The organism is Bacillus cereus group sp. N14, from assembly GCF_016483555.1.
Taxonomy (GTDB): domain Bacteria; phylum Bacillota; class Bacilli; order Bacillales; family Bacillaceae_G; genus Bacillus_A; species Bacillus_A wiedmannii.
In genome coordinates this window covers 182114-199121 of sequence record NZ_JAEHBQ010000004.1, presented here as the reverse complement: position 1 = coordinate 199121, position 17008 = coordinate 182114, and the positions used below count along the sequence as shown (strand labels likewise).

Genomic DNA, 17008 nt, shown 5'->3' with positions numbered 1-17008 from the left:
ACACTTCGCCTCTATTTCTTAATAACGCTTTCGGCAATTTTTGTATTGACGAGCGCTTCATGTGGAACTTCTTTTTGTAATTCGCCAGCTTCTTTCATAATCGTTTGGAGCTGTTTCCATTCTTCAGCATCTAATAGCGGATTTGTCGCGTAAGAATGTTGCTTTTTATACCGTTCAATTACTTTTACTGTAATGTCTTTTGAAGTGTCTTTAAATAATGGAGACACAGCATCAGCAATCTCTTCTGGACTATGTGTATCAACCCATTGTTGCGCTTTATAGAGCGCACGTGTGAATTTTTCAGCAGCAGCCTTATCTTTCTTTAAGAAACTTTCTTTTGCCATAAACGTTGTATAAGGAACAGTGCCAGATTCAGCTCCGAAAGATGCGACGATATAACCTTTTCCTTCTTTTTCAAGTATACTTGCAGTCGGTTCAAAGAGCTGTACAAATTCTCCTGTACCAGATGCGAAGGCATTTGCAATATTAGCAAACTCGATATTTTGAATTAAGTTCGTATCTTTGTGAGGATCAATGCCATTTTTCTTTAAAACGTATTCTCCAACCATTTGCGGCATGCCGCCTTTACGTTGTCCTAAAAACGTAACACCTTTTACGTCATTCCAATTAAAAGAGTCTAACTTTTTACGCGAAACTAAAAATGTTCCATCTGTTTGTGTAAGTTGTGCGAAGTTAATGACGGGGTCTTTTGCTCCTTGTTGATGAACGTAAATAGACGTTTCAGAACCGACGAGAGCAATATCGATTCCGCCAGATAATAGGGCGGTCATCGTTTTGTCTCCGCCAGCTGTTGTTTGGAGGTCAATATTTAATCCTTCATCTTTAAAAAATCCTTTTTCAATCCCGACATATAACGGGGCGTAGAAGAGAGAATGGGTAACTTCGCCGATGCGAATGTTTTGAGTTTGTTCTTTCGTACCTTCTTTTTTACTACTGCAAGCAGCAAATGTGAAAACAGCTAGTAACATGATGCAAAAAACAGCTATAAATTTTTTCACTATATGACACCTCCTAGAAGTCACTCTACAAGCATGATATGTAGGTAAGTGCCCATATGTGAGTGTAGATAGCAGGAATTTTTTGGGTGATAAAGAAGTACAAATATAAGGGGTGATAAAATGGAGTACGAATATGATGATAGCGTACATTTACATCTTGATTATTTCGGAACAGAATGTGATATGGAATCGATTGCTTATAAGCGGAAGAATGAAGACGTGTGGGATGTGTATTTTAATTTTGGAGCATATGGTCTTCAGAAAGATGAGATTGAGACAGGTAGATTTATGGACGAATATGCTGGTCATTACGTTTTTTCTGTACATGCTCGTGATCTTAGCTGGGAATTTGGAAGTGCTCAATTTGAAGAGTGGGTTTTGAGAAATCAAATAGTAGAAAAATCGCTGCAAAAATAGGGAGGAATTTTGTGGTCGATTTTCTCATTTTCTTGTTCATTTTCGTAGTCGGATTTTTTATTATGCAAGTACTCGTTTATCGATTTGCAAAGAAAAACATTCAAAAATATACAAAAAGAAAATGGATTCATATGTGGCTAGAGATGAATATGAAAAAGGGGCCAAGATTAGATCTTTTTGATTTTGTAGTTATCGTACTTGTATGTATTATATGGAAAGTATGGATGTATTCTCTTATATAATACATATGCTCATGTCTGTTAGACTGAAGGAGAACCTGTCAGTGTTGGTAGGTTCTTTTTTTATGGTAATAATTTTGTGAAGCATAGTTCATTTATGCTGTTAGAATATAGAGCGAAGAAGTTTTATCCCGTTCAATCTTGAATGGTTCGGACTTATTAAAGTTTCACTGTATTTTTAAGGGGAAATTAAGGATACATGTGTATAATGCAAACACATAGGGAGACTAACTGTATACAAATATGTTATTTTGTATATGACAATATGTTTGTTGATGCGAGACGAAGGGGTAAAGGAAAGAGGGAATAAATTGCGTTTTGATTTTTTAACACGACAACGAAGAAGAGATGAATTTTATCTTAGTTTTTCTCCTCAAGAGCCGAGGAAGAATCTATTAATTTCTATCATTCTTAGTGGAATGTGGGCGATTTGTTTAGAAACGCTGTTTTTTGTTATGTTAAGATCTTTCGAATTCGAGAGAACTAAAGAATTTTTTAATGGGAAAATACAGCTAAGTATACTTATTATTGTTTTGTGGGGTGTACTACTATACATTATTCATTTAAATAAAGGCATCGGTCATAAACTTAGGCCGGCTATTAGAGCTTACGCCTTACTATTTTTAATTGCCCATACAATGAATTGGATGTATATCATGATGCAGGAGAATATGAGCCTTGTATTAGTTAATAACTGGATTTACCAGCGATACGGACAGTATATACTAAGCCTATTATTTATTTATATGATATATGTTTTTGTGTATAGTTTGCTTGGACGAATCTTTTTGAGTGTCACGATAACAAGTTTGGTGTTAATTATCTTTGGTATTGTGAACCATTTTAAACTTATTTTTAGAGGAGATCCATTCTATCCGTCTGATTTCATACAGATTACTCAAATGCAGTCCGTTATACCAATGGTTATGGACTATTTTAGTTGGTGGACTATATTTTTGGGAATATTCGGGATTACTCTGCTTGTATATTTAGTTATGTATATACGAAAGCATATTCCAGTGATAAAACCTAATATAATTACGAGAATTATTTTAATATGTGGTTCTACGTTTATGGTGTATGCATATAGTAATTATCCTAATACATTTATGAGTAATGTATTGCAAAAATACGGGGTAACCTTCGTGGCTTGGAATCAAAATGTAAACTATACTGATAATGGTTTTGTTTTAGGATTTGTCAGTAACTTAGACACAACTGTCATTGAGAAGCCAGAAGAATATTCAAAAGAAACTATGCAACAAATTTCAAATAATATAAAGAAACAATATGGAAGCAATGTAGGGAAAAAAGAAAAGAGCGAGAAGCCAAATATTATATTTTTCATGAGTGAAGCTTTTTGGGATCCAACAAAGCTAACGAATCTTTCATTTAGCGAAGATCCGGTGCCGAATTTACATCACTATATTGAGAATTTTCCGGGTGGACAAACAGTAGCTCCTGTATTCGGGGGAAATACAGCGAATACAGAATTTGAAGCGTTAACGAGCTATTCAATGAGCTTTTTAAAGCAAGGTTCTATACCATATCAACAAGCGGTGACAGGACAAAGAGAAATTCCGTCTATCGCAAGTGAATTGAAAAAACATGGATATTATACGAATGCAATTCATGCTTATGGAAGGTCATTTTATAAGCGGGATGATGTATATAATGTTTTAGGAATTGATAATTTCAATGCAGAAGATACAATGCAAAACGTAGAGGTAGATGGGGATTATATTAGCGATGTATCTATTAGTAAAGAAATAATAGAGGAATTGAATAAGAGACAGCAACCTACGTTTATTCATGCAGTTACGATGCAAAATCATTTCCCATTCAATCCAGGACGATTTGAAGAAAAGCAAATAGAAATTAGCGGATTAACAGAAGAGGGATCGAAAGCAGAATTAGAAACATATACTGAGGGTGTACGTCGTTCTGATGAGGCTCTAAAATATTTAGTAGAACAAATTCAAGAGCTAGAAAGGCCTACTATATTGGTTTTCTTTGGAGATCACTTACCGATATTAGGGGTAAATAAAGCTATCTATGAAGAAGCTGGATATATAGAAAATGAAGAAACTCTAAATGAAAGATTAGCTATGTCAGAAACGCCATTGTTAATGTACGCAAACTTCGATTTGCCAAATGACAATTTAGGTTTAGTAAGTCCAATTTATTTTTCTAATCTTGTTTTTGATTATGCAGGGATAAATAAATCACCGTTTTATCAATTTTTATCAGAAATGCATAAAGAAATACCAGTCCTTAAAGAGGAGTTAAAGGTTAATAAAGATGGAGAAGAGATAACAGATTTAACAAAGAAACAAAAAGAAATGTTAGAGCAATATAAAATGATCCAATATGATTTACTTGCTGGAAAGCAGTATAGTAAAGATATACTTTTTAAATAGAAAAACAAAAAGAACTTGTATAACGATACAAGTTCTTTTTTTATCATTTCCCGACAGAAAACTGCCACCTCAAGGAAATGGGTAGGACATGGTCCAATGAGTAGGTGGGAGCTGAATGACGGTTAGGAAAAAGCCTAAAGGTTCTTTTTGGTGAAGAATCAGTATGAGGTACCGGTATTCTAATCAGTTCGTTCCTATAGAAAGAAAATGTTATATCTCCGAGGCATTTTTATATCTATGAAATGGTTTCATTGTAAAATTTCTTTCATTTGTATATTTTTTTGAAAGGGACAGAGGACTTTCGACAAAAAAGAAGAAATGATACGTGATTAGTATTTTTTTGCTACATCATGATATCGTTCTCATGCATATCGTGAAAAAGATTGTAAACAAATAAAAAAAGGAAGTGAGGTGAAAAGCGATGCTTATCCATAAAGCGTATCAGTTTCGGATCTATCCTAGTTTAGAACAAAAAATAGCTATTACGAAAACAATTGGTTGTTCACGATTTGTATTTAACTACTTTTTGGAAAAGTGGAATGATAGATATAAAGAAACAGGAAAAGGGTTATCCTATGGCACTTGTTCTTCGCAATTACCTACTCTCAAAAAAGAATTTGTATGGCTAAAAGAAGTGGACAGTATCGCTCTTCAATCTTCTCTTCACAACCTCGCTGACTCGTATGCAAGATTCTTCAAAAAACAAAACAAAGCACCTCGGTTTAAATCGAAGAACAATAAAGTCCAATCCTATACAACGAAACATACAAATGGAAACATTGCGATTATAGATAATAAATTGAAGTTACCGAAACTTGGTCTTATCAAATTTGTCAAAAGTTGTGAGGTAGAAGGACGAATTTTGAGTGCTACTGTCAGAAGGAATCCAAGTGGAAAATATTTTGTCTCGATTCTTGCTGAAGCAGAAGTACAAGAATTGCCGAAGACCGATTCCGCTGTTGGTATAGATGTTGGTGTGAAAAACTTTGCTATTCTTTCAACGGGTGAGGTATTCGGTAATCCAAAATGGTCTCGGGTATTAGAAAAGAAACTCGCTCATGCCCAGCGTATTCTATCTAGACGTACAAAAGGCGGAGCGAACTGGCATAAACAGCGAATTAAAGTCGCTCGTATTCATGAACGAATCAAAAATGCAAGAACGGATTACTTGCAAAAACTCTCTACAAGGATCATCAAAAACCACGATGTGATTGGGATAGAAGATTTGCAAGTATCGAATATGTTACAGAATCACAAACTAGCGAAAGCGATTCAAGAAGTATCATGGTCACAATTCAAAGCGATGTTGTTGTATAAGGCACGCTGGTATGGGAAACAAGTGATTGTGGTGTCGAAAACATTCGCTAGTTCCCAAACTTGTTCGCATTGCGACTACAAAAATAAAGATGTGAAAAGCCTGAACCTGCGTGAATGGAAGTGTCCTTCTTGTGGTATATATCATGATAGAGATGTGAATGCAGCGGAAAATCTGAGAAAAGAGGCCATAAGGCTCCTAACCGTAGGGATTACGGGGATTGCCTACTCATAAAACTGAGGGATACCTTGGTGTTCGTAGGAATCCCCCACTTCAAACAGCTCGTTAGAGTGTTAAGTGGGGGTAGTTCAAAGTATTTAACGGGGTAACCAGACAAGCTGGGTTTAGGGAGTATTACCTGTATATTTAGTATAAATGAAAATGTAATCGTTTTATTGATTGATTTGTGAGAAATATGTGAATTTTAATCTTTTCAAAAACTGCGTTCCTATCGAAACGATTTGGTATAGATTTTTATGAATGCAAAAACTTTATAAGTTCTGCATTTAATTCATCCGCTTGATCGATTGGAGAGCCGTGACCGCTATTTGTAAGAGGATGTAACTGAGAATTTTTAATCCGCTTTTGCGTGAGCTCAGCGCTTTTGTAAGGGATAAGTTGATCGTGAACACCGTGGAATATTTTTGTTGGGACGTTAATTTTACTTAAATCTTTCGTTACATCTTCATTTGCGGCTGCTTGCAATATTTTGATGAGAGCGTAGGAAGCAGACTGCATACCGAGATAAGAAAACCATTCTAACGTAGCAGATCCTAAGTTTCTATTAAAAAATGATAAAGATACATCATTTAAAAATTTTGGCATATTGGCATACATTTGATTAATGAGGGTATCTGCTTGTTCTTTTGGGACACCATAGGGCGATTCTTGATTTTTAACGAAAGAGGGGGAAACAGCATCGACTAATACAAGTTTAGAAATACGATGGCCATTATAGCGGGACATGTACCGAATAGAAAGAGCACCACCTACTGAGAAACCGACTAATGTAGCATTTTCTACTTGAAGTGCTTCGAGAACAATGGCGATATCGTCTGCTAAACGATCGTAAGTGTAACCAGTCCACGGTTTATCAGATTGCCCGTTTCCGCGTATATCCATAGCGATGCAGCGGAAACCATGCTGTGGTAACACATTGAGTTGATATTGGTACATTTGATGATTTAAAGGCCAGCCATGAACGAAAAACACGGTTTTACTATCGGGTCCAGGATTAACGTCTTGCACAAAAATATGCACATCTTTCTCGACGGTAACAAACATAAATTATCCCCCTAACCTATTCATATGCTCTATCCCAAAAGCGTTGTTTCGTCATGGCTTTAATGAATTCATTTGCAAGTTGCGTAGGATTTTGTTCTATTAGGACGCCAGGCTTTCCTTCAATATTTAAAGATTGAATAACGGTAGATCCATTTTGAAAGGCACCAATTGGCTTAAAGTGATTATATGATTCTACGACAAATGAACTCGCTTTATTAAGAAACTGTTCATCAAGGTTTCCTCCAATAAGAAGTAGCCCGTCATAAAGAAGTGAAGATCCCATTAAGAAAGTGTCATTCACGTCCCAACGTACATTTTGCGTTCCTTGCACAATACCTAATCGCTCGGAAACAATTACTGGCTGCAACCCAACTTGTTTGAATTGATTTAGTATATATTGCGCGTTTTGTCCGTCATATCCATTTGCAACAATGACACCTACTCGTAATGTATTAGGACTAAATGTCGTATTTGCCATACTGAGTGCTGGCGATGATTTCGTAACGCCCGATTCTTGAATATTTGGGACTTTTGCTCCGATTGCTTCAGCGACTAACGTAGCTAATTCAGTACTAATATGCCCAATCATAGTTACGACTTGTTGGCGGACCGATTTACTTTTTACTTTTCCTAATTCAAAGGAGAAGGCTTGCATAATATGAACCTTTTCGACGTTACTCATACTATTCCAAAATAAACGTGCTTGAGAGAAATGATCTTTGAAACTAGCGGCTGTTTCTCTCGTTTTATGCCCTGATACAGTAGAAGGATATGTAACGAACCCCCCCTTTGTACCGGGGACAGTGTAAGGAGTGTTATTTGCTAAGGAATTATTATGGTAAGCAATTTTTCCTTTGTCGATTATATATTTAGATGCACCATCTCTTTGATTGTTGTGAAATGGGCATATCGGACGGTTAATTGGTAATTCTTGATAATTTGTACCGACGCGTGCCAATTGAGTGTCTGTATAAGAAAAGAGCCTACCTTGTAAGAGCGGATCATTTGTAAAATCAATACCACGGACGATACTTCCTGGATGAAGCGCGACTTGTTCCGTTTCAGCGAATACATTCTCGACGTTGCGATTTAATGTCATTTTCCCGATGATTTTAACGGGGAAATCTTCTTCAGGCCAAATTTTCGTCGCATCTAATATATCGAAATCGTATTTAAATTCATCCTCTTCTTCTAAAATTTGAATGCCAAGTTCGTACTCAGGATAGTTTCCAGCATTAATATTTTCCCATAAATCACGGCGATGGTAATCTGGATCAGCACCACCTAATTTTTGCGCTTCATCCCAAATTAATGAGTGAATGCCGAGCTTCGGCTTCCAGTGAAATTTTACGAATCGTGACTTTCCATTTTTATTCACTAAGCGAAATGTATGAACGCCAAACCCTTGCATCATTCGAAAACTTCTTGGAATGGCACGATCAGACATAATCCACATCATCATCGCAGCCGATTCTTGGTTATTGGCGATGAAGTCCCAAAATGTATCATGTGCTGTTTGTCCCTGTGGAATCTCATTATGCGGTTCAGGTTTAAGGGCGTGAATAAGATCAGGGAATTTAATGCCATCTTGAATGAAAAAAATAGGAATATTGTTTCCGACTAAATCAAAATTTCCTTCTTCTGTATAAAATTTAACGGCGAATCCTCGTACATCTCGATTTGTTTCATTCGCACCTTTTGATCCAGCCACTTCAGAGAAGCGAACGAAAAGGGGTGTTTTTTTTGAAGGGTCTTGTAAAAAGTGGGCCATTGTTAGCTCTTCTAAAGATTCATATAGCTCGAAAACACCATGCGCACCGTATCCACGTGCGTGAACGACTCTTTCAGGAATTCGTTCACGGTCAAAATGAGCAAGCTTTTCTCGCATTAGGAAATCTTCTAGAAGGGTAGGACCACGATCACCAGCGGTTAAAGTATTTTCATCATTTGAAATGGTAACACCTGTATTTGTCGTCATTTTCTTTCCTTCATTCTCACGCGTGAAGGATTTAAGTTGTTCTGTTTTTTTATTTTTTTTGCCGTCCACATAAAACACCTCCCATAATATACGTATTATTGTTTATAGCTTTTATGCTTATATAGCCTGAAGATACTTTGCTTTATTGGGATGATTTTCCTCAAATGTTCGATTTATCTTTGTTTGTCTATGAAAATCATTTATTATAATAAATGGTATTCTTCGAGATATTATTTTGAAGGGGTGTTGAAGTGAAAGGAAGTTTTCTATCATATAAAGAAGAAGAAAGGAATGCAAAAATTTTTTTATGGGTGCTATATGTCATTGTTGTTTCATACCAAATTTTCTATGCAATCATATTAGAAAATAAATCATTAACGGATAGGGGACATAGCATACTATGGCAAGTTATTTGCGGAACTGCAATACTCAGTGTGAATGTATATTTAATAAAAAAAGAGAAAGCGAACCTTGTTAAATATGCATGTGTATTTGCATACATAGGAATAGAAATCGTTAATATACTTTCGTATATGCTTTATAATGAGGCGGCATTTGATGGAGTAAATATAATAGAAATTATTTTCATCTTCTTTGTACCTATATTTTTAAATAAAAAATATTTTGTGTTTGTACTTTCGACAATTGTAGGGAAATATGTTATTTATTTATTCGTATTAAAGGAAGTAAAAGGATTTATGTTCCTCATTATGTATACACTCGTATTAATAGCGGCATACATCATTTTAAATCGATTTATACAATACCTTTCAGCGGTAAAGGAAAGTATTAAGATTGCTAGTGAATCACAAAAATTAGCAGTAATCGGAAAAATGGCAGCGACAGTGGGACATGAAATTAAAAATCCACTTGCTTCATTAAAAGGGTTTACGCAATTACAACGAGAGAAGCATGGGGAGGATCCTATTTACGAACAGATGATTTTTGAAATAGAAAATATGAATAATATGATAAGTGAATTGATGGAAGTTGCTACATGTAAACTCCCTATTTATAAGAAATATAATATAGGTGAAATTGCATTACAAGCAGTAAAAATTGTTCGCGAAAAAATGAATGAATCTAGCGTCCAGTTTATTTCTAATGTGGAAGAAAAGACGATAGAAGTTGAATGTGATGAGCGGAAAATAAGAGGAGTCTTTCTATATGTCATAAAAAATGCTCTGGAGGCAATGGAGCAAGGTGGCACATTAGAGTTACGGTTAGAAAACAAAGGACAAGATTATGTAATGCTAAGTGTAATTGATAATGGTTACGGTATTAAGAAAGAAAATTTAGCTCGTGTTACAGAAGCCTTTTATACAACGAAACAAGATAAAATTGGCCTGGGACTTACGGTAGCGAATCGGCTTGTTACCGAGCAGCATCTTGGTGAATTACATATTTCAAGTGAAAGAGATATTGGAACTAGAATAGACATCATTCTCCCAAAAAAGCGTGGAAATAGTGAGATCCAAGAGGGAGAAAAGCTAGGAGTTACGATATGAATAAAGACGATATATTTAAACATGAAGAAATGAAGGCATTGAAAATATTTTTAAGTTTATTTTTCATTATATTTTTTGTGTACGATCTTGCCTACGAATTTATTGTACCTTTAATAGGGGGCGGGCAAGAAGGAGTAGGAAAATTTGAAGATGGTTTAGGTTTATGGCTGTATTTTCTGATGGTGATTTTGTTTTGTATTGGAGTATACTTCATGAAATGGAAGAATCTATTTGCAGTGAAATATATTATTCTAATTGGATATAACCTATTAGATTTTATCCATAATTTTATGATTTACTATGGTAGTGATGCTGAGTTTGATGGTGGGAATATAGTAGAAGGATTTTTTATTTTATTTGCCCCACTCTTTGTAAACAAAAGATATTTTTTGTTAGTTCCGAGCATACTTGTTGGAAAATATGCTCTTATAGGAATCTTTATTCACTCGTCACTCGTTTTAATCCCGATGGCATTATATAGCGTATTTACTATCATATGTTGGATTATGTTTTTAAGGTTTCAATCTTACGTTCGTACGCTTGAGATGATGGATAAAGAAATACAACAAACAGAAAAGCTAGCAACTGTTGGGAAAATGGCTACAGTTATTGGTTACAAAATTAGAAGACCTCTAGCTAATTTGGATAAATTTGTTAATAAGCAAGCGAATAAATATCCTGAGGATAAAATATATAGTGATATTATGAAACAAGAAGTAGAGCGAATTCATACAATCGCTACAGAACTTAGTGGATTTGAGAAATCTAAATCACTAGAATCAGAAGTTCATAATATAGAAGAAATTATCGCTTATGTTATTCGAGTTATGGGAAAGCCTGCTTTAAAGCAAGGAGTGCACATACAAGGTATTTATAGTAAAGACATACCATCGATTACATGCGATGAAAAACGATTAAAGCAAGTATTTTTTAATTTAATTAAAAATGCGATTGAAGCAATGTCAGTTGGCGGAACGATTACGATTAAAGTGACTGTAGAAGATGCAATCATTGTTCAAGTTAAGGATGAAGGTTGCGGTATTCCAAAAGACAAAATTCCGAAGCTAAATGAAGCTTTTTACACAACAAAAGAAACGGGAACAGGTTTAGGTTTAGTAGTTACAGAAAAAATTATTAAAGACCACAACGGTAAAATGAGTTTTGAAAGTGAAGTTGGGGTTGGAACGACTGTGAAGGTTATATTGCCGATATCATGAAAAACTATTTTTAAAAGGGAGATCACTTATTTGAGAGTGATCTCCTTTTTTATAGGTGGGAGCGGCTGCTAGACTAAAGGCGGTAGTACTTTGGAAACCAGCTCCGGAAGGCCCGGCAGAACCAGTAGGTCCGGTGCTACCAGTGGGCCCAGTGTTTCCGGTAGAGCCACTATTGCGTCTGCCGTCGCAACTAAAACAATTACGTGGGTACATGTATGTTCTCCTTTCTATATTTTGAAAAACTAGTTTTAAAAATAGAACCACTATATACATAGTATGAATTTTATATTTTTGTGTGTTCGATTGTATTGTATGTCTAGATTTCAAAAATAGGGGAGAAATGTGCTAGATTTAACGATGAGTGATATGTTTGTTTTTCCTGCTTAAAAGAAATCCAGCCAATAGAAGGAGAATAGGGAAGTATATGTTGTAATACCATTCCGCTAGAAATAAAAAAGCTACCGAGTAGCCCTAAGAAGATGGGGTATCGCAGTAATTTGAACATAAGTGATACAACCTCCTTTATGACATATATTGTATATTAGTCTTAATTTTCTGTATACAATGTTTTAGAAAAATAGTGGTACAATATATGAATGATACGAGAAAGGATGAGCATTAACATATGTACGTTACTGTAACAGAAGCCGCATATAAAAAGATTATGGATATGATTCCGGATGAAACGAAATATATAAAGTTATTTTACGATAATGAGGGTTGTGGTTGTGTCATGAGCGGAATTATCGATTTAGTAGCTGTAGCAGAAAAAGATGAGCGCGATGTGGATATCGAATCTAGCGTAATGAATTTTATCGCAGATCGCACAAAGCTTGTATTTATGGATGATAAGTTAACAGTTGATTGGCATGAAGTTGGAGGAACTTTTCAGCTGAAGAGCCCAAGCCAATTTTATAATCCAAATATGAAGTTACACGTTCGAGTATAAGAAAGAAAAGGTGGTTCCAAAATATTTTTGGACCATCTTTTTTTATTGTCTAAGTCGCTGATATAATTTCATGTACTAAACAAAGAAAACCTCTCCATACAATACAAAGATTTTTTCACATAATGAAATGTACATGTGATTGAATTTTCTGTATAATTTTATTTGCGGAGGGGATACGCATGAGAAAATGGGGGATGGAGTTATTAATTTTAAGTGTCGTTATTATTTGGGGGATTAATTTTACGATTGCTAAATATGGACTTTTAGAATTTACAGCAATTGAGTTTACTGCACTTCGGATGATATCGGCGGCACCGCTTATGTTACTCCTTACATTTTTTATTGAAAAGTCGGTTTATATGGAACGAAAGGATATACCTAGATTAATCATCGTTAGTGTTGTAGGTATTGTACTGTATCAAACATTATTTATGGAAACTGTCAAATATACGTCCGCTACAAATGCCTCTTTACTCATTTCTATTTCACCTATTTTTACAACTGTATTTGCTATTTTTTTGAAACAAGAAAAGTTTTCTTCTAGAAAGGTCATCGGCTCTATCATTGCTTTTGGTGGGGCAGCATTAGTTTTAATAGCAGGGCATTCGCTGGCTAGTTCTTTTTATGGTAACGGAATTGGACTTATTACATCAATATGCTGGGGGCTTTATCCTGTTTTAGCAGGTCCATTAATTAAAAAATATTCAGCACTACGTGTTACCGCATGGTCAGCATTAGTTGGCGCGATTCCGCTTTTATTGTTAAGTGGACCACATGTATTTATAATGCCATTTCACATTACACATGGAATGACACTATTCGCTTTACTATATTCCATTTTCTTTGTAACAGTATTTGGTTTAGTGATGTGGTATGTTGGTATTCAAAAAATTGGCGCATCACATACGATGGTATATATGTATATAACGCCACTTGTAGCTGTTTTATTTGCAGCTGTATGGGCAAATGAATATGTATCATTTCAACAAATAATCGGTGGAATTATTATTTTCTTCGGTCTATGGTTTGTGAAATCGGAGAAAGTAAAAATTCATTCTACTGCGAGGGAACCTATATCAAAATAGGAAAACAGATCATCTATGATCTGCTTTCCTATTTTTTTATTTTTGGTAAGAAGACGAGAAATAAGATAGCAGTAATAAGTGGAATTAAGTTTAAAAATGGAATACGGAAGAGTGTGATAAGAATAATACCTGGAAGAAGAACACCGAGGACAGCGTAGAAAATACTATGATTTTTCGTGTACCAATACAATGAAAGTCCAATAAGTGCAGGGATAATGAGGTGAATGAGAGCCATTAAAAAATAAATCATTAGACGCCCCCTTTATTTGTGTACTTATTACATCATATCCGTATGTTCAGAAATTGATATCACTTTTTTCATAAATGGACGAAAAATGTTTGGAAAAACGTCACAAATTATGTGAATATGATGTTTGAAATCTTGTATAATATTATTTCCTGAAAACATTTAAACAACATAAACACACTGTTTATGTTGTTTTTAATTTGAGTGAAATGAATTTTAAGTAGTATGAACTCGAAAGAAATGAGTTATACAGCTTTTGTTGGATAGATAAAAATTACTGAAGAGGAGAACAGCATGATTAGTATGTCATTAAGATCGTTTAAAATTCAATCGTATTATTTACTAGGTTTTCTTTTACTAGGCTGGATGTTAACACCGTTTTCAGCTCATTTTCTAGGTGCTGGAATTGGACTTATCGTAAGTATGTATTGTGTTTGGCTTTTAGGGAGACGAATTGAGAAGCTTGGAGATAGTATCGTAAAGAAAACGAAAGCACCGACGCTCGGTATGTTTAATCGTTTTGCAGCTGCCATTTTGGGCGCTGTTATTATGTACGAAATTGAGCACCACATGGTTATGTGGGCATTTGCAGTAGGGATTCTGGGTGGTTATTTCTTAATCGTTGTGAATTTAGGCTACTATAGTATGAAAGATGAGGAAGAATTAACAAAGAGCTAAAAAGATGAAAAGCCTCTTTTTAGATGGAATAGAGGGACCGGCGAGGGGTAGTTACAATAGGAAGCATAATTTTGCATAAAATACAGGTTTCTGCTTCCTATAAGCTAACATGAAATCACGTATTAGTATGACTCTTATGTTTTTTAAAAAAGGTGGATATAATACAACAAATTATTCCGGTAATTAGAATAATATATTTTATCGTTTCACTTGTATGCTCAAATAAATTAACATTAAGCATCACAAGTCCCCAAAACATTTGGATCGCTCCGTAACTGAATAAAATTTTTCCTGTACGAGAAAAATTTTTCATAGGCCTCATCCTTTCCTGCATATGTAAATTGTATCATAAAAAAATAATAATGAATGAATATAAAATGAATTTTCTGTAATTTCATGAACTAAGTCACAGATGAAGAGAGAAGATATAGAAAGAAGCTTACGTTAAAAACGTAAGCTTCTTTTTTATGTAAGTGTGTATAACCGTTAAGCCGCATTGGGTTTTGTCGGTGAGTACGCGAAACTTTACGGTTACACGACACTTATTCATATGAGTAAAAAGGTTATTCCAACAGAAAGTTTGTACTTAAGCGATTGGACCGCCTAAGTTAATAATATCTTCAGAAACGCTGTCGAACTTTTTGAAGTTCTCTTTGAATTCGCTTGCAAGTTCGATTGCTTTCTCTTTATAAGCAGCTTTATCAGCCCAAGTTTGTTCAGGCATTAACACTTCGTCAGGTACACCTGGTACGTGAAGTGGAACTTCAAGACCGAAGATGTCATGTTTAGCTGTTTCAGTTTTCGCAAGTTCGCCGCTTAATGCTGCTTGAATCATTGCACGAGTGTAACCTAAGTTCATACGTTTACCAATGCCGTATTCGCCACCAGTCCAGCCAGTGTTTACTAAGAATACTTTCGCATCGTGTTTCTCAATTTTTTCACCAAGCATTTCAGCATAGCGAGATGCATCAAGTGGTAAGAATGGTGAACCGAAGCAAGTTGAGAATGTTGCTTGCGGAGATGTAACGCCGCGCTCTGTTCCTGCTAGTTTACTAGTGTAACCACTTAAGAAATGATACATAGCTTGTTCTTTTGATAACTTACTGATTGGAGGCAATACGCCAGATGCATCAGCAGTTAAGAAAATGATTGTATTTGGGTGTCCAGCAACACTTGGCAGTACGATATTGTCGATCGCATGCATAGGGTATGCAGCACGAGTATTTTCTGTTAAAGTAGTATCGTTATAGTCTGCGATACGCGTTTGGTTATTAATGATAACGTTTTCTAAAACAGATCCAAATTTGATTGCATCGAAAATTTGTGGTTCTTTCTCGTGAGAAAGGTTTACACATTTTGCGTAGCAACCGCCTTCAATATTGAATACACCGTTATCAGACCAACCATGCTCATCATCACCGATTAATTTACGGTGTGGATCAGCAGATAATGTTGTTTTACCTGTTCCAGATAAACCGAAGAATAGTGCTACGTCGCCTTCTTCACCTACGTTTGCAGAGCAATGCATAGAAAGAATATCTTGTTCAGGTAGTAAGAAGTTCATAATAGAGAAGATTGATTTTTTCATTTCTCCAGCGTATTCTGTACCACCAATTAGTACGATACGTTTTTCGAATGAAACCATAATGAATGCTTCAGAGTTTGTACCGTCAACAGCTGGATCAGCTTTGAAATTCGGTGCAGAAACAATTGTGAACTCTGATTCATGAGTTGTTAATTCTTCTTCAGTTGGACGAATAAATAATTGATGTACAAATAAATTGTGCCATGCATATTCGTTAATAACTTGAATTGGTAGGCGGTAATTGCGGTCAGCGCCTGCAAATCCATTGAAGACGAATAACTCTTCTTTTTCTTTTAAGTATTCTAAAACTTTAGTATATAATTTATTAAAATGTTCTTCAGAGATCGGCTGATTCACTGCTCCCCAAGCAATTTTGTCAGCAACCGATGCTTCTTTCACAATAAATTTATCTTTAGGAGAACGTCCTGTATATTTTCCTGTTGAAGCAGAAACGGCACCAGTAGAAGTTAATTTCCCTTCATTTCGCATTAATACTTTTTCCACTAATTGCGGAACACTTAGTTGAATCTGTGCATTGCTTCCGTTCAATAATTCGTGTAAACCAATTTGGACATTCACAGTACTCATATTTATATACCATCCTTTTCATTTAATGAAATATTTCTCGTAATCCCCAACAAGAGTATAACACAATTATATAAATAATGTATACTATTTATTTCTTTTTGTTTGTGTGAATGTATTATTTCCTTATTAATATTTCATTCCAGGCGTATTGAGAAAAACTTTCAGGAAAATGTGAATATTAATTGACAAATGAATATCATTTCTTTAGTATAGGTTGGGACGGATACTCTCTTATCCCGAGCTGGCGGAGGGACAGGCCCGATGAAGCCCAGCAACCTCATTTGTAGTGGTAAATACAGGTGAATAGGTGCTAAAACCTGTGCGAGGCTAACGGTCTCGAACGATAAGAGCAAAGGGCAAAAAGCAGTATGCAAGTAGCAAATTAAACCTTTCCTCTATGTAAAGTAGGAAAGGTTTTTCTGTATGCTTGTGTGGGAGAATAAATGTATGTCGCAGTTTGTGGCAAATTAAGGATGAGT

16 protein-coding genes, 1 pseudogene and 1 riboswitch are annotated in these 17008 nt (G+C 35.3%); of the genes and pseudogenes, 9 read left to right on the top strand and 8 right to left on the bottom strand.

Features of this window, described 5'->3' with window-relative positions:
- Nucleotides 1–11: 11 nt before the first annotated feature.
- Nucleotides 12–1019 carry an ABC transporter substrate-binding protein gene (locus JDS82_RS08945; RefSeq protein WP_000713416.1) on the bottom strand — a complete coding sequence of 336 codons (1008 nt, stop codon included), beginning with the start codon at nucleotides 1017–1019 and terminating at the stop codon, nucleotides 12–14.
- Nucleotides 1020–1139: 120 nt separating this feature from the next.
- Here JDS82_RS08945 and JDS82_RS08940 point away from each other — a divergent pair, with 120 nt between their 5' ends.
- From JDS82_RS08940 to tnpB, 4 genes are all read left to right on the top strand, one after another.
- On the top strand, nucleotides 1140–1436 hold the full coding sequence (locus tag JDS82_RS08940) for a DUF3986 family protein (RefSeq protein WP_000455571.1): 297 nt from the start codon (nucleotides 1140–1142) through the stop codon (nucleotides 1434–1436).
- Between the two features lie 11 nt (nucleotides 1437–1447).
- Nucleotides 1448–1678 (top strand): hypothetical protein, encoded by a 231-nt coding sequence (locus tag JDS82_RS08935; protein ID WP_000227436.1) that lies wholly within the window; start codon nucleotides 1448–1450, stop codon nucleotides 1676–1678.
- Nucleotides 1679–1950: 272 nt separating this feature from the next.
- Complete coding sequence (locus JDS82_RS08930; protein ID WP_199713102.1) at nucleotides 1951–4095, top strand: LTA synthase family protein; 2145 nt, start codon at nucleotides 1951–1953, stop codon at nucleotides 4093–4095.
- Nucleotides 4096–4516: 421 nt separating this feature from the next.
- Nucleotides 4517–5644: an IS200/IS605 family element RNA-guided endonuclease TnpB gene (gene tnpB / locus JDS82_RS08925; RefSeq protein WP_199713101.1), complete on the top strand. Its 1128-nt coding sequence runs from the start codon at nucleotides 4517–4519 to the stop codon at nucleotides 5642–5644.
- A gap of 240 nt (nucleotides 5645–5884) precedes the next feature.
- Here the strand turns inward: tnpB and JDS82_RS08920 are convergent, their stop codons facing one another.
- Nucleotides 5885–6694: an alpha/beta fold hydrolase gene (locus tag JDS82_RS08920; protein ID WP_199713100.1), complete on the bottom strand. Its 810-nt coding sequence runs from the start codon at nucleotides 6692–6694 to the stop codon at nucleotides 5885–5887.
- Nucleotides 6695–6710: 16 nt separating this feature from the next.
- Nucleotides 6711–8741 (bottom strand): catalase, encoded by a 2031-nt coding sequence (locus JDS82_RS08915; protein WP_199713099.1) that lies wholly within the window; start codon nucleotides 8739–8741, stop codon nucleotides 6711–6713.
- Nucleotides 8742–8923: 182 nt separating this feature from the next.
- Here JDS82_RS08915 and JDS82_RS08910 point away from each other — a divergent pair, with 182 nt between their 5' ends.
- Together JDS82_RS08910 and JDS82_RS08905 are read left to right on the top strand one after the other, a co-directional pair.
- A complete protein-coding gene (locus JDS82_RS08910; RefSeq protein WP_199713098.1) occupies nucleotides 8924–10180 on the top strand; it encodes an ATP-binding protein in 1257 nt (418 codons plus the stop codon).
- On the top strand, nucleotides 10177–11397 hold the full coding sequence (locus tag JDS82_RS08905) for an ATP-binding protein (RefSeq protein WP_064056373.1): 1221 nt from the start codon (nucleotides 10177–10179) through the stop codon (nucleotides 11395–11397). The genes JDS82_RS08910 and JDS82_RS08905 overlap by 4 nt, the downstream gene beginning before the upstream one ends.
- A 42-nt stretch (nucleotides 11398–11439) precedes the next feature.
- Here JDS82_RS08905 and JDS82_RS29700 read toward each other — a convergent pair.
- Nucleotides 11440–11670: pseudogene (locus JDS82_RS29700) on the bottom strand (collagen-like protein); the annotation flags it as partial.
- A 43-nt stretch (nucleotides 11671–11713) separates the two neighbouring features.
- Entirely contained in the window at nucleotides 11714–11902 is a 189-nt protein-coding gene (locus JDS82_RS08900; RefSeq protein ID WP_199713135.1) for a hypothetical protein, read from the bottom strand.
- A 120-nt stretch (nucleotides 11903–12022) separates the two neighbouring features.
- Here JDS82_RS08900 and JDS82_RS08895 point away from each other — a divergent pair, with 120 nt between their 5' ends.
- Both JDS82_RS08895 and JDS82_RS08890 read left to right on the top strand, forming a co-directional pair.
- Nucleotides 12023–12346 (top strand): iron-sulfur cluster biosynthesis family protein, encoded by a 324-nt coding sequence (locus JDS82_RS08895; protein ID WP_000289558.1) that lies wholly within the window; start codon nucleotides 12023–12025, stop codon nucleotides 12344–12346.
- A gap of 179 nt (nucleotides 12347–12525) precedes the next feature.
- Nucleotides 12526–13431, top strand: a complete 906-nt coding sequence (locus JDS82_RS08890; RefSeq protein ID WP_001233582.1) for a DMT family transporter — start codon at nucleotides 12526–12528, stop codon at nucleotides 13429–13431.
- A 28-nt stretch (nucleotides 13432–13459) separates the two neighbouring features.
- On the opposite strand, the gene JDS82_RS08885 is transcribed toward JDS82_RS08890, so the two are convergent.
- On the bottom strand, nucleotides 13460–13681 hold the full coding sequence (locus tag JDS82_RS08885) for a hypothetical protein (protein WP_000639043.1): 222 nt from the start codon (nucleotides 13679–13681) through the stop codon (nucleotides 13460–13462).
- A gap of 291 nt (nucleotides 13682–13972) precedes the next feature.
- On the opposite strand from JDS82_RS08885, the gene JDS82_RS08880 reads away from it, so the two are divergent.
- The gene (locus JDS82_RS08880) at nucleotides 13973–14356 is read left to right on the top strand and encodes an ATP synthase subunit I (protein ID WP_000624934.1); all 384 of its coding nucleotides are present in this window, start codon (nucleotides 13973–13975) and stop codon (nucleotides 14354–14356) included.
- Between the two features lie 115 nt (nucleotides 14357–14471).
- Here JDS82_RS08880 and JDS82_RS08875 read toward each other — a convergent pair whose 3' ends face one another.
- Nucleotides 14472–14669, bottom strand: a complete 198-nt coding sequence (locus JDS82_RS08875) for a hypothetical protein (protein ID WP_000788114.1) — start codon at nucleotides 14667–14669, stop codon at nucleotides 14472–14474.
- A 273-nt stretch (nucleotides 14670–14942) separates the two neighbouring features.
- A complete protein-coding gene (pckA, locus tag JDS82_RS08870; RefSeq protein ID WP_000108819.1) occupies nucleotides 14943–16529 on the bottom strand; it encodes a phosphoenolpyruvate carboxykinase (ATP) in 1587 nt (528 codons plus the stop codon).
- A 228-nt stretch (nucleotides 16530–16757) separates the two neighbouring features.
- A riboswitch (SAM riboswitch) is annotated at nucleotides 16758–16879 on the top strand.
- Nucleotides 16880–17008 lie beyond the last annotated feature (129 nt).

Excerpts from the sequence above, each read along its gene's own strand:
- JDS82_RS08940 (WP_000455571.1), top strand. The coding sequence starts at position 1,140 with ATGGAGTACGAATATGATGATAGCGTACATTTACATCTTGATTATTTC.
- JDS82_RS08930 (WP_199713102.1), top strand. The coding sequence starts at position 1,951 with ATGCGAGACGAAGGGGTAAAGGAAAGAGGGAATAAATTGCGTTTTGAT.
- tnpB (WP_199713101.1), top strand. The coding sequence starts at position 4,517 with ATGCTTATCCATAAAGCGTATCAGTTTCGGATCTATCCTAGTTTAGAA.
- JDS82_RS08920 (WP_199713100.1), bottom strand. The coding sequence starts at position 6,694 with ATGTTTGTTACCGTCGAGAAAGATGTGCATATTTTTGTGCAAGACGTT.
- JDS82_RS08905 (WP_064056373.1), top strand. The coding sequence starts at position 10,177 with ATGAATAAAGACGATATATTTAAACATGAAGAAATGAAGGCATTGAAA.
- JDS82_RS08900 (WP_199713135.1), bottom strand. The coding sequence starts at position 11,902 with ATGTTCAAATTACTGCGATACCCCATCTTCTTAGGGCTACTCGGTAGC.
- JDS82_RS08895 (WP_000289558.1), top strand. The coding sequence starts at position 12,023 with ATGTACGTTACTGTAACAGAAGCCGCATATAAAAAGATTATGGATATG.
- JDS82_RS08890 (WP_001233582.1), top strand. The coding sequence starts at position 12,526 with ATGAGAAAATGGGGGATGGAGTTATTAATTTTAAGTGTCGTTATTATT.
- JDS82_RS08885 (WP_000639043.1), bottom strand. The coding sequence starts at position 13,681 with ATGATTTATTTTTTAATGGCTCTCATTCACCTCATTATCCCTGCACTT.
- JDS82_RS08880 (WP_000624934.1), top strand. The coding sequence starts at position 13,973 with ATGATTAGTATGTCATTAAGATCGTTTAAAATTCAATCGTATTATTTA.
- JDS82_RS08875 (WP_000788114.1), bottom strand. The coding sequence starts at position 14,669 with ATGAAAAATTTTTCTCGTACAGGAAAAATTTTATTCAGTTACGGAGCG.
- pckA (WP_000108819.1), bottom strand. The coding sequence starts at position 16,529 with ATGAGTACTGTGAATGTCCAAATTGGTTTACACGAATTATTGAACGGA.